The organism is Actinoplanes utahensis (assembly GCF_016862455.1).
Lineage (GTDB): Bacteria > Actinomycetota > Actinomycetes > Mycobacteriales > Micromonosporaceae > Actinoplanes > Actinoplanes utahensis.
On sequence record NZ_BOMZ01000072.1, the window covers coordinates 1 to 12,154 of the forward strand.

A 12,154-nucleotide genomic window follows, 5' to 3' on the forward strand; every position below is an offset into this window, starting at 1 on the left:
GGCTGCCGCGACGTGCGGACCACGGGAGTGCCGGTGTTCTCCGGTGAGTCCTCGGGATTTCTTGTGGGTCCTGTGGTCAGACTCGTTCGCCGGTGATGTATTCGGTGAGGGTGCTGCGTTCGGTTTCCAGCTCGTCGATGCGGTTCTTGACGACGTCACCGATGCTGATGACGCCGCGGAGTGTTCCGTCGATGACTACGGGGACGTGGCGGAACCGGCCCTGCGTCATGAGGCGTTCCACGTCCTCGAGTCGGGCTTCCGGTTCCACTGTTCTGACCTGGGCTGTCGCGATGGCGCTGACCGGCTCGACGAGGACTGCGGCTCCTCGTGCGGCCAGGGCGCGTACGACATCTCGCTCACTGACGATTCCCTCCACCACCGAGCCGTCGGACGACACGACGGCCGCCCCGATTCGATGTTCTCCGAGAACCGCCACCAATCGTTCGACGGTCGACTCCGGGGTCACGGTCACCACCTGCTCGCCCTTGACCCGGAGAATGTCACTGATCCGCATAGTTCCTCCCTCGCACAGTCCTGCTCTGGTCGGCCCGCGTACCACCTCTATGCCGAACCCAGAGCTTCCTGTCAAGCGGGAGCCTCTGAGACACCCCACCCTCCGCGGGCCCTCATGGGCGCCGGCGGCCCCCACCACTGACTCCCGGGGAGGGCAGGAGGACAGAGCCAAGCGGTGTCCGAAGGCTATGGACGGCCGTGGTTCTGTCCCGGATCAGTGGGTCTTATCCAGCTGGTCGTCGCGGCTGTCTCGACGGGCCTTAGACAGCCGCGACGACCAGCCGAACAACACCGCAACCGGGCCCGCTCGTCCTTGGACCGATACTCCCGCGGCTGCCGATGAAAGCCGGCCGCTGGGCGCGGTTGACATAACGTCTTCGATCAAGGCATTTGCTGCGGTGATGGCCCACTTTCGAGACAGCCGTGAGAACCAGCCGGACGGGGTCCGGTGCTGCGCGGGCGATGGCGGTGTCCGGGGAGGGAAGGCTGAACGGTGGTGGAGATGCCGATGCCACCGTCCTGGCAGGACGGTGGCATCGGGGGTTCTCGGTCAGCGGTGGAGGAGGGCGGCGATGCGGTTGCGGGTACGGGACGCCTTGGCAGCCGAGCGGCGGCGGGTCAGGAGGACGGCGCCGGCTGCGGCGGCGGCCAGGACCAGGGTGGTCGCGGTTGCGGACTTCTTGGGGTTTCGGCGGACGGCGCCGGCGGCCCGGTTGCCTGCCGTCGTGACGGCTTGACGGGCGCGTTCGGTGGTGCCGCTGCCGTTGGTGGTCGTGTCTTCGGCGATCGTGGTCTGGTTCGTGGTCATCGCTCACCTCTCTGGGGAGATTCGCCGGGCGGGGCCTGTGCGGCACATGCCCTGTTCACCGTGGGACCAATCGGGCGTTGCGGTTCATTCACGCTCCAGGAGCGACGCTAATCGGACAGTGGGCCCGGTGTTGTCCATGAACTGACACGATCGAGGGTCAATCCGGCTACTTCCCCGGTTTCTCGTCATCGTCGGCCGGATCGCCGGCGGCCGGCTTCCCGGTGTCGGCGTTGGAGTGCCGAGCCGCGTCGCCGTGCGGATCGCCGTCGGTGTGCGAGGTCGCGGCACTGTGCGGCTCACCGTCGGGGTGAGAGGTCGCCGCACTGGGCGGATCGCCGTCGGGGTGAGAGGTCGCCTTGCCGTGCGGGCCGCCATCGGCGTGCGGGTCAACGTCGGTGTGCGCTCCGCCATTGCCGTGCGGGTCGCCATTGCCGTGCGGGTCGATGTCGGTGTACGGGTCGACGTCGCTGTGTGAGGCCGCCTCGCTGTGCGGTTCAGCGTCGGCGTGCGGTCTGGCGTCGGCGTGCGCGCTGTGGTCGGGATGCGGGGTGGCGTCGATGTCGAGGACGGTGTCGGCGGGAGGGGTGGCGCGGGGTTCCGCATCGGTGTCTGCGTCGAGGTCGGCTTCGGTGATGGTGACCGTGGAGGAGGCGTAGACGGTGGCGGTCCTGGTGGAGCCGTAGATCACGGGGACGGCCACGGTGGCGGTCCGGGCGTAGTAGTCGGCGAGGGCGTCGTTGTGGGGAGTGGCGGGCTGGGCGTCGACGTAGGTGTGCGAGGTGACGCCGGGTGGGGCTACGTCGTCGGCGTCGGAGACCAGGCGGTCGCGGGTGAACGGCTCGTTGCTGGGCGCGGTGTGGTGGGTGCGAGGGCGGGGGACCAGGGCGCCGGCGCTCTTCGGCACGTTGACCAGCACGGGGCTGACGTTGCCGTGGAGGACCTCGGCGAGTTCGGCGAGGGCGCGGCGGACCGACTCGCGGCTGGTGCGGCGGAAGTCGCCGACCAGCAGCACCTGGTCGGCGAGGGCGGCCAGGCTGATCGCGCCGGAGGCGGTGAGCACCGCGCTGGAGTCGATGACGACCACATCGGCCTGTTTCTGCACGGCGCGCAGGGTGCGGGCGAGCGGGGCGCCGCCGATCAGGTCGGTGTGCGCGCCGTCGGTGTCGCCGGCCGGGATCAGGCGCAGGCCGGGGACACGGGTGTCCTCGAGGACGTCGGGGACACCGGCGTCGCCGTCCAGGACGGCGGTCAGACCGTACTCGCCGGATACGCCGAAGATCTGGTGCAGCCGCGGCCGGCGCAGGTCGGCGTCGACCAGGATGACCGAGCGGCCGGTCCGGGCGAGGGTGACGGCCAGGTTCGCGGCGGTCGTGGTGCGGCCCTGCCGGTCGCCGGGGCTGGTGACCAGGATGGTGGTGGCGCTGGTCGGGCGCAGCGACGGCTGCAGGCGGGAGCGCAGATAGCGGTAGGACTCGGCGGCCGGGGAGTCCGGCTGGTGCACTGTCACCGGCCGGCCGGCGGCCCGGTGACGCGGGACGGTCGCCAGCACCGGCGCGCCGGTCAGCTTCGCGAAGTCGTCGCGGCCGCGGACCCGGCCGCGGGTGCCGGCGCGCAGCAGCGCGGTCCCGGCGCCGAGCAGCAGGCCGGCCGCGAGACCGGCGGCCAGGTCGGGGGCGGCCGGGCGGGTCGGCGGTTCGCCGGGCAGGGTCGGCTCGCTGATCGGGGTGACGGTGAACGGGCCGTCGGCGCGGTAGTCCGCGTACGCCTCGACCAGCGCCCGGGCCCGGATCTGGGCGCTGTGCGGGTTGCCGGACGCGTACATCACCCGGAGCACATGGGTGCCCGGCACCACCGTGACGCTCAGATCGTCCCGGAACGCTGCGGCGCTGATGCCGATCCGGCTGGCGGCCGGCACCACGACGCTGTCGGAGAGGGCGATCTCGCGTTCGGTGCCGAGGTCCGGGACGACGGGGGAGGGGAGCGGGGTGGTGACGGCCGGGGCGACGGGGCCGTCCGGCCGGGTGACGGCGAGCCGGGACTCGACGAGGACCGTCGCCTCGGACTCGTAGCCGGACGGGGCGGACTGGTTGAACGCGTACGCCGCGGCGATGGTCGCCGTCGTCACCACCAGCGTCCATGGACCGTATCGGCGCAGTGTTCGCGCGGATCGTCCGTAGGTCGTCATCTCGGTGGTTCCTCCCCGTCAAGCTGATCCAGAGCCGGAGATTCTTCCACCGGATGGGACCCCTGGCTACGGGGATCATGAACGTCCGGACGGGCGGTATGGCGAAGGTCTCCCTGGTCAGCGCACTACGGTGAGGTGGCCGCGCCGGGTCGGTTCCCGCTTGGTGGGCGCCTCGGGCGTCTGCGGCGCAGGAGTGGGCCGCCGCCGCGGCCGTACCACGAAGGTCAGAAGGAGCAGTAGCACAGCGTCGCGGGCGAAGCCGAAAGCGTCCGCGGCCGTCCCGGCGCCGGGGTCGATGACGCCGCGCAGGACGGCGGCCGCGGTGGCGGCCAGCATCGCGGAGGCGGCCAGCCGGCCGGCCGAGACGGGCCGCCAGCGTTGCAGCAGCACGGCGAAGAGCAGGGCGGGCACCACCTCGGCGATCGCCACGGTGGCGCACATCAGCAGGCCGGCACCGTCCAGGGTGGCGCCGACCATCACCGTGGTGGCGAGCGCGATCACGTCGAGCCGGCGGCGGTCGTAGCGGGTCTGCGCGGTCAGCCAGAAGGCGGCGACCACCAGCGGGGCGAGCGGAAGGTACGGGACGTGCGCGGCGGCCAGGAAGAGGGCCAGGTGGGTCGCGGCGAACACGGCGGTGCGGACGGCGTATCGGGACATCGGTGCCTGCCTCGGCGGTCGGGGACCGGACTGTCGGCCGGCCGCCGGGCAAGCTGAGATCTTCTCCGGCCGGTGGTGGGTGCTGTCACCACGACGTCGCGGCAGCGCCCGCCACCGGCCGTCAGTGGGCGGCGCTGGTCAGGAACCGCAGCAGGGGGCGCAGTTCGTGGGGTACGCAGGGTTCGGCGACGGTGCCGCGCCAATGTCGCCCGCCGTATTCGACGGCCAGGTGGTAGCGGGTCAGGTCGGCGTCGGAGATGGCGTTGATCTCGGCTGCCACCCGGGTCAGATCGATCTGTTCGACCAGGTGGGTGAGCTGGGCGGCCTGGTCCCGCGGGAGTGTCGCGGAGTCCAGGACGACGCGCAGCGACCGGTCCGAGAAGCCTCCGGATCGACGGAGCTCAGCTCGTACATGTGGGGTCACGCTCTCGACGGTGGCACCCCGCCGACAGATGGGCTGTCGGATCGAGGTCACCGCGCTGTCGGGTCCTGGACTGTGGGATATTCGATCAAACCTATAGGCGATGGGAGGTATCGCGGGTCATAGTGCTCAGCGGTGGGGCGACAGAGGCCCCGAAAAGGAGAGAGCGTGCTCCCGAAGATAGTCGCGGCCGCCGTGTCCGGGCTGGCGGCCGTGCTGGCCACCGCCGTCCCCGCGCAGGCCGCCGCCGTGGCGACCGGCCGGTCCGCGCCGCAGAACCCGTTCACCGCCCCGGCCGGTGGCGCCAGCACCCACGGTGACAGCGCCTCCGCCAAGACCTTCACCGGCCGTGGCCCGGCCGGCAGCACGTCCCGGGTCACCCGCTACAACCTGCTCGCCGCCTGCCCCACCCTGCTGCACGGCAGCGACAAGGCGCTGCTCGCGCTCTGCACCGAATACCTGGGCCAGGCCCCGGTGCTGAAGCTGATCGACAAGGGCGGCAGCGGCACGCTCGCCTCCCTGCCGATCGCCAAGGGTTCTCTGCTCGGCGGGGTCTACGCCTACCTGGACGACCGGAACCAGGTGGTGATCGTCGACGGGAACCGCGACCTGCTCCGCATCGCGCACACCTCGGACTCGCTGACCGTCACCTCGCGGCTGTCCCTGGCCGGCGCGATCGCGAGCGACGACGCCGTGGTCGGGGTGATCCCCGCCTACGACGGGCGGGTCTGGTTCGTCACCGCGGCCGGCACGGTCGGCGCGGCCGACACCGCCACCGGCGCGATCGCCACCCACCGGCTGCCGGCGGGGGAGACGGTCGCCAACAGCATCTCCACGGCGCCGGGCCGGTTCGCGGTCACCAGCGACCACGCGCTCTACGTCTTCGACACCACGGCCGCCGTTCCGGCGCCGCGCTGGCGGTACACGTACGACCGTGGCGCCGCCCGCAAGCCGGGCCAGCTCAGCTGGGGCAGCGGCGCGACACCGGTGTTCTTCGGCCCGGTGACCGGCTACGAGTACGTGGCGATCACCGACAACGCCGACCCGCACCTCAACCTGATCGTGCTGCCCACCGACGGGCCGGCGAACCCGGTCTGCGTGCAGCCGCTCTTCACCGACCTCGCCGCCTCCGGCACCGAGAACGCGCCGGTCGCGGTCGGCCGCAGCGTCTTCATCACCAACACCTATGGGTACGACTACCCGAAACTGCCCGACGGCGCCGGTACGAGCGTGCCCGCCGACGCCGACTTCACCGGCGGCCTGACCCGGATCGACGTGAACGCCGCGGGCACCGGCTGTGCGGTGACCTGGCGGACCGGCACCCGGAGCGCCGCCCTGCCGCGTCTGTCGGTGACCGACGGCAAGCTCTACACCGTGATCCAGGACGGCCTGCTGAACGGGTTCTCGCTCACCGCGGTCGACTCCGGCACCGGGGCGGTCAGCGACCGGACGTTCCTCGGGTACGGCCTGGTCGACCCGCTGCAGACCGCCGGAACGGTGATCGACCGGACCTATTACCAGGGCACCGTCACCGGCCTGCTGCGGATCACGCCGGGGAGTTGATCAGCACTCCGCCCGGCCCAGCCGCCAGTAACCCATGAACGCGACGGCCCGCCGGTCGACGCCGCACTCGGCGACCAGGTGGCGCCGCAGCGTCTTGATCACCGCGGCCTCGCCGGCCAGCCACGCGTAGAAGCCCTCGGGGGTGCCGGACGTCTCCTCCGGCACCTCCCAGAGCAGGCCCTCGTCGATGTCGACGTCCTCCAGGTCGGTGGGCACGGCCGGCGGCCGGCAGTCGCCGAGAAGCCGCGGCGCCACGGCCCGGACCGCGGGGATCAGCTTCGTGCCGTGCGCCTCGCCGTCGCGGCCCAGCCAGGTGACCGTGACACCGGCCGGGGCGACGAGGTCGAGCCGGTCGGCGGACTCGGGGACCTCCAGCAGCGCCTCGCCGACGGTGTCGGCGGGCAGCCGGGACAGGATCGAGGCGATCGCCGGGACCGCGGTCTCGTCACCGACCAGCAGGAGCCGGCGGGTGCCGGCCGGCGGGTGGAAGTCGATGCCGCCGGCGCCGCCGGTGAAGTCGGCGTTCGGCCCGAGGATGACCATCGTGGACCCGGGGGCGGCGGCGACCGCCCAGCGGGAGGCCGGCCCGTTCACCCCGTGCAGCACCATGTCGACGTCGACCTCGCGCTCGGCGGCGCGGACCTGGCGGACGGTGTAGGTCCGGATCGGGTTGCGCTGCTCCTCGGGCAGGTCGCGCCACCGGGCGTACCAGTCCGCGCCGGTGGGCAGGTGCTCGTGGCCGCCGGTGGGCAGCGGCGGGATCAGCTTGATCCGCTGGTCCCAGCCGTTGTCGGCGAAGTGGGCCACGCTGTCGCCGGTGAACGTCACGCGCAGGAAGTTCGGGCTGAGCCGGGCGACCCGGGCGACCTGGACCGGGAAGAACCGGAACGGTGACACCTCGGTCGGCAGGGCAGTCTGGGTCACGGTCGCCTCCCACGAGTCGTTTAGGTAACCCTAACCTAACCGCCGGGAGAGGTCGCACCCGGACCGCAACCGGCGACTTCCAGCGGCACGCCGTCCTCGCGCCGATCAGTACGGTCCCACCAGCGAGGAGACGACATGCCGCAGACGCCGTCCGTTGCCACCACGGCCCTGATGTTCAGTGACGCCGGCGCGCTGCCGTGGGCCGAGGAGGACTGGGCCGCGGCCCTGCAGCCGCCGACCGTGCTGATCGCCGACGACGACGAGGGCGTCCGGGAGCTGCTCGCGTTCAAGTTGCGGGCGGCGGGCTACCGCACGCTCGAGGCGGACGACGGGCGTACCGCTCTGGCGCTGGCCGTCAACGAGCGCCCGCAGCTGGTCCTGCTCGACGTCGGCATGCCCGGCCTGGACGGGCTGGGGTTCTGCTACGAGCTGCACTCGTCGCCGCAGACCGCGGGCATCCCGGTGATCATCATCAGTGGCCGGGGCGCGGCGGCCGACGTGCTGCTCGGCCACATGTCCGGCGCCGAGGACTACCTGGTCAAGCCGTTCTCCCCGGCTGAGCTGCTGCGCCGCGTCGAGCGCCTGGTCCCGCTGGAAGGCTGACCCGCGGGTGGATTCCGGGCGCGGACGGCGGCCGGAATCCACCCGCGGCCGGGCCGGGCTCAGACCCGGAAGCGCTGGACCACCTGGCGCAGTTCACCGGCCACCTGGGTGAGCTCGCCGACCGACGCCTCGGCCTCGCCCAGGGCGGCCGTGGTGGTGTGGGCCGCGCTGGCCACCGCGTTGATGTTGCCGGCGATGGTGGAACTGCCGTTGGCGGCCTCGCCGATGCTGCGGCTCATCTCGTTGGTGGTGGCGGTCTGCTCCTCCACGGCGGAGGCGATGGTCACCTGGTAGTCGTTGATCTCCGAGATGATCCGGGAGATCTCCTGGATCGCGATCACGGCGCTGGACGTGTCGGCCTGGATCGCCTCGACCCGCCGGGCGATGTCCTCGGTGGCCTTCGCGGTCTCCTGGGCCAGGTCCTTGACCTCGGTGGCCACCACGGCGAAGCCCTTGCCCAGCTCACCGGCCCGGGCGGCCTCGATCGTCGCGTTCAGGGCGAGCAGGTTGGTCTGCTCGGCGATCGCGGTGATCACCTTGACCACGTTGCCGATCTCCTCGGACGACGTGCCGAGCTTGGCGACCGTGTCGTTGGTGGTCTGGGCGACGGTGACCGCGCTGGACGCCACCTGGGCGGCGCTGTTGGCGTTCTGCGAGATCTCCCGGATCGACGCGCCCATCTCGTCGGAGCCGGCGGCGACCGACTGGACGCTCGCCGAGACCTCGCCGGCCGTGCCGGCCACCAGGTTGGCCTGCTCGGCGGCGGCCCGGGACTCGGCGTCCAGCCGCGAGGTGATGGCGCCGAGCCGCCGCGTCACGTCGCCGAGCACCTCGGCGCCGTGGTTGAGCTGCCGGACGCTGGTCAGCAGGCCCTCCCGGGCGCGGTTGGTGGCCAGCGCCATCTGGCCGAGCTCGTCACGGGACCGGACCTCGGCGGGCACGGTGAGATCGCCGTCGGCGACCGCCTGCAGGGCCGTGGAGACGGTGGCGAGCTGGCGTTTGATCAGCCGCATCACGCCGACCCCGACGAACGCGGCGAGCAGGAACCCGATCGCGAGGCCGCCGAGAGTCATCCACAGCGCCCGGTGGTACTCGTCGTTGCCCTCCGCGGCCATCGCGTCGGCGTCGGCCTCCTCCGCCACCTGGAGATCGTTCATGGCGGTGGTCATCCCCGCCTCGCTCTCGTTGAACGCGCCGAGGATCTCGTTCTGGGCGGGCATCTCGAAACCGGCCGGCGGCGTCTGACCGAAGATGATCACGGTGCTGAGCCCGCGGTGGCGCAGCATCCCCTCCTCGAAGGCGGTCAGCTTCTCCAGGCGGTCGTTCGCGCCGGACGTGGTGGCGATCTCCCGGTAGGCGGCGACGGACTCGTCGATCCGCTGTTCGGCGGCCGCCTTGGCCTCCAGCGCCATCTGCATCATCTGCTGGTTCCTGCCGCTCTGGCCGGCGCTGTGCAGCAGCCCGCTGCGGAAGAATTCGGTGAGCCCGCCGCGCATGTCGGCGATCTGCTCCATGCTGTCGACGTGCTGATCCTTCATGTCCTGCAGGCTGTCGCGCAGCGTCGCCATCCGGGTCAGGGCCACGGCGGTGACGACCAGCGCGACAAGCGCCACACAGGCGGCGGCGACGGTGCTCTTGACGAGCAGGCTCCGGTCGCCCAGGACCCGCTCCAGCGCGGTGCGCCGCACGGGCGGACTCTCCAGCTGCATGACTCAAACTCTAGGAGTCATTCCGGGTGATTTCGGCAGATTGCTCAAGTTCTTGGTACGGGCGGGTGCTAACGGCCTCGATGGACCAGGGCGATGCTGCACCGGGCCCGGTGCAGCAGGTGCCTGCCGACGGAGGGCCGCAGCGCCATCCGCCGCGCCCGCGCCCCGGCCACCACCAGCTGCGCTCCGGCCGCCGCCCCGGCCAGCACCTCGCCCGGCGCGCCGACCAGGATCTCGCTGGTCACCGGCACCTGCGGGAACCGGTGGCGCCAGCCGTCCACCACCGACCGCAGCCGCTGCCGCTCGGCGTCGACCGCTTCCAGGTTGGCGTCGCAGAGCAGATCCCGGCCGGGCGGCGGGGTCCAACCGTGCACGGCGTGGAGCGGCACACCGCGTACCGCCGCCTGCTCGAAGGCGAAACCCAGGACCGGACCGGCGGCGGGGGAGTCGTCCACCCCCGCCACCACCGGCGCCGCGTCCCGCGGCTCGCCGCGGACCACCACGACCGGGCAGCGGGCGTGCGCGCCGACCGAGGCGCAGGTCGAGCCGAGCAGGGCCCGCACCGCCGACTGCCGCGGCCCGCCGACCACCACCAGCGCGGCCTCGGCGCTGCGCTGGGCCAGCGCCACCGCGGCGGTGCCGTGCTCCACCCGGGTGTGCAGCCGGACCCCCGGGTGGCTGCCGGCGGCCGCCTCGACGGCCATGGTCAGCATCTCGCCGACGGCGTCGTCGGTGTCGGTGTCGGGGTAGACGGCGGCGGCCGGCATCATCGCGGCGGCCGGGACGTAGCTGGGCCACTCGTACGCGTACAGCAGCTCCACCGTGGCATCCGACCGGTACGCCTCGTCGAGGGCCCACCGGGCGGCCTTGCGCGCGTCGGGCGAGCCGTCGTACCCCACCACGATCCTGCGAGTGGCCACGGAGCCACCTCCTTACCCGTGTCCCTCCCCTGATCGTGGTCTCTGGAGCTCAGTTCTTCAATACGTCGACGACGGCTTCGGCGACGCCTGCCGACGAGGCGGGGTTCTGCCCGGTCACCAGCCGGCCGTCGGTGACCACGTGCGGCTGCCAGTCGGCGGCGCCGGAGTGCCGGGCGCCCAGCTCCTCCAGACGGCTCTGCAGCAGGAACGGGACCACCTCGGTGAGGCCGACGGCGTTCTCCTCGGCGTCGGTGAACGCGGCGACCCGCCTGCCGGCCACCAGCGGGGTCCCGTCGGAGAGGGTGAGGCCGACCAGGGCGGCCGGGCCGTGGCAGACGGCGGCCACGACACCGCCGCGTTCGTACAGCTCCCGGGCGAAGGCCGTCAGGCCCGCGTCGGACGGGAAGTCCCACATCGCGCCGTGCCCGCCGGCGGGCGGCTGGACCTGGTGGTCAGCGCGATCCGGCCACGCTGGGCCGGGCTGCGCGCCATGCCCTGTGCGACGAGGAGTTCGTGCTGGTCGCCGCGCCGCTCCTCGACCCGATGCCGACCGAGGACCCGCCGATCAACACGCTCTATCTGGCGGCCCGCGCATCCACCTGGGACGAGGTGCACGTCACACGCGTCCGAAATGAACTGTTATCAGTGGCGAAAAACTGGTGAAGGTTACGTGGATCACGCGTCCGAGGTGCGGGAACGGAAACATGGAATTGATCTGCGGGGGTTAGCCTTCTGGCGCCGCGCCTGGGTTTAGCGGGTATTCATCGGGTCTATCCAGGCTAGGCGGAGTACGCCCCGAGTACCCCTGTTAGAGGAGAATTAGGACGATGGCGGTCAAGGCCGAATACCTGTGGGTCGACGGAACGCAGCCCACCGCGAAGCTGCGCTCGAAGACGAAGATCCTGGCCGACGGCGAGCAGCCGGGAATCTGGGGCTTCGACGGTTCCAGCACCAACCAGGCGCCCGGCGACAAGTCCGACTGTGTGCTGCGGCCGGTCTTCACCTGTCCCGACCCGCTGCGCGGCGGCGACAACATCATCGTGCTGTGCGAGGTCGAGCTGATCGACGGCACCCCGCACCCGACCAACACCCGCGCCCCGCTGGTCGAGGTCGCCGCCAAGTACGCCGACCAGGAGCCGATCTTCGGCATCGAGCAGGAGTACACCTTCTTCAAGGACGGCCGCCCGCTCGGCTTCCCGGTCGGCGGCGGCTACCCCGCCCCGCAGGGTGGCTACTACTGCGGCGTCGGCGCGGACGAGGTCTTCGGCCGCGAGATCGTCGAAGAGCACATGGACGCCGTCCTGGCCGCCGGCCTGCACCTGTCCGGCATCAACGCCGAGGTCATGCCCGGTCAGTGGGAGTTCCAGATCGGCCCCGTCGCCGCCCCGCTGGTCGCCGACGAGCTCTGGGTCGCCCGCTGGCTGCTCTACCGCATCGCCGAGGACCACGGCGTCTCCGCCACCCTCGACCCGAAGCCGGTCAAGGGCGACTGGAACGGCGCCGGCGCGCACACCAACTTCTCCACCAAGGCCATGCGTGAGGGCTACGACGCGATCATCGCGGGCGCCGAGGCGCTGGGCAAGAAGCGCCAGGAGCACGTCGACGGTTACGGCGCCGGCATCGACCAGCGCCTCACCGGCCTGCACGAGACCGCCCCGTGGACCGAGTACAGCTACGGCGTCTCCGACCGTGGCGCGTCGGTGCGCATCCCGTGGCAGGTCGAGAAGGACGGCAAGGGCTACATCGAGGACCGCCGCCCGAACGCCAACGTGGACCCGTACGTGGTCACCCGCCTCCTGATCGACACGATCTGCGGCGACGCGGCCGGCCAGGCCTGATCGGCGATGTCGA

At 71.9% G+C, this 12,154-nt stretch carries 13 protein-coding genes; 4 read left to right on the forward strand and 9 right to left on the reverse strand.

The window, feature by feature from the left end:
• Positions 1-76: 76 nt before the first annotated feature.
• From Aut01nite_RS24560 to Aut01nite_RS24580, 5 genes are all read right to left on the reverse strand, one after another.
• On the reverse strand, positions 77-514 hold the full coding sequence (locus tag Aut01nite_RS24560) for a CBS domain-containing protein (RefSeq protein WP_043522285.1): 438 nt from the start codon (positions 512-514) through the stop codon (positions 77-79).
• Between the two features lie 549 nt (positions 515-1,063).
• Positions 1,064-1,321 carry a hypothetical protein gene (locus Aut01nite_RS24565; RefSeq protein WP_043522286.1) on the reverse strand — a complete coding sequence of 86 codons (258 nt, stop codon included), beginning with the start codon at positions 1,319-1,321 and terminating at the stop codon, positions 1,064-1,066.
• A 166-nt stretch (positions 1,322-1,487) separates the two neighbouring features.
• On the reverse strand, positions 1,488-3,446 hold the full coding sequence (locus Aut01nite_RS44405; protein ID WP_152628470.1) for a polysaccharide biosynthesis tyrosine autokinase: 1,959 nt from the start codon (positions 3,444-3,446) through the stop codon (positions 1,488-1,490).
• A 177-nt stretch (positions 3,447-3,623) separates the two neighbouring features.
• Positions 3,624-4,163: a hypothetical protein gene (locus Aut01nite_RS24575; RefSeq protein ID WP_043522289.1), complete on the reverse strand. Its 540-nt coding sequence runs from the start codon at positions 4,161-4,163 to the stop codon at positions 3,624-3,626.
• A 121-nt stretch (positions 4,164-4,284) separates the two neighbouring features.
• Complete coding sequence (locus tag Aut01nite_RS24580) at positions 4,285-4,587, reverse strand: protealysin inhibitor emfourin (protein ID WP_043522526.1); 303 nt, start codon at positions 4,585-4,587, stop codon at positions 4,285-4,287.
• Positions 4,588-4,752: 165 nt separating this feature from the next.
• Here Aut01nite_RS24580 and Aut01nite_RS24585 point away from each other — a divergent pair, with 165 nt between their 5' ends.
• The gene (locus Aut01nite_RS24585; RefSeq protein WP_063958708.1) at positions 4,753-6,147 is read left to right on the forward strand and encodes a hypothetical protein; all 1,395 of its coding nucleotides are present in this window, start codon (positions 4,753-4,755) and stop codon (positions 6,145-6,147) included.
• On the opposite strand, the gene Aut01nite_RS24590 is transcribed toward Aut01nite_RS24585, so the two are convergent.
• A complete protein-coding gene (locus tag Aut01nite_RS24590; RefSeq protein WP_043522292.1) occupies positions 6,148-7,071 on the reverse strand; it encodes a siderophore-interacting protein in 924 nt (307 codons plus the stop codon). It lies immediately after the preceding gene.
• Between the two features lie 135 nt (positions 7,072-7,206).
• On the opposite strand from Aut01nite_RS24590, the gene Aut01nite_RS24595 reads away from it, so the two are divergent.
• Positions 7,207-7,674: a response regulator transcription factor gene (locus tag Aut01nite_RS24595; protein WP_052163163.1), complete on the forward strand. Its 468-nt coding sequence runs from the start codon at positions 7,207-7,209 to the stop codon at positions 7,672-7,674.
• Positions 7,675-7,733: 59 nt separating this feature from the next.
• On the opposite strand, the gene Aut01nite_RS24600 is transcribed toward Aut01nite_RS24595, so the two are convergent.
• From Aut01nite_RS24600 to Aut01nite_RS24610, 3 genes are all read right to left on the reverse strand, one after another.
• Positions 7,734-9,383, reverse strand: a complete 1,650-nt coding sequence (locus tag Aut01nite_RS24600) for a methyl-accepting chemotaxis protein (protein WP_043522293.1) — start codon at positions 9,381-9,383, stop codon at positions 7,734-7,736.
• A gap of 68 nt (positions 9,384-9,451) precedes the next feature.
• Positions 9,452-10,303 carry a universal stress protein gene (locus Aut01nite_RS24605; RefSeq protein WP_043522295.1) on the reverse strand — a complete coding sequence of 284 codons (852 nt, stop codon included), beginning with the start codon at positions 10,301-10,303 and terminating at the stop codon, positions 9,452-9,454.
• Positions 10,304-10,352: 49 nt separating this feature from the next.
• Positions 10,353-10,718, reverse strand: a complete 366-nt coding sequence (locus Aut01nite_RS24610; protein WP_052163164.1) for a type 1 glutamine amidotransferase domain-containing protein — start codon at positions 10,716-10,718, stop codon at positions 10,353-10,355.
• A 98-nt stretch (positions 10,719-10,816) separates the two neighbouring features.
• Between Aut01nite_RS24610 and Aut01nite_RS24615 the strand changes: the two genes are divergently transcribed.
• Together Aut01nite_RS24615 and glnII are read left to right on the forward strand one after the other, a co-directional pair.
• Positions 10,817-10,966 carry a hypothetical protein gene (locus Aut01nite_RS24615; RefSeq protein WP_161790577.1) on the forward strand — a complete coding sequence of 50 codons (150 nt, stop codon included), beginning with the start codon at positions 10,817-10,819 and terminating at the stop codon, positions 10,964-10,966.
• Between the two features lie 164 nt (positions 10,967-11,130).
• Entirely contained in the window at positions 11,131-12,141 is a 1,011-nt protein-coding gene (glnII, locus tag Aut01nite_RS24620) for a glutamine synthetase (protein ID WP_043522296.1), read from the forward strand.
• Positions 12,142-12,154: the final 13 nt, after the last annotated feature.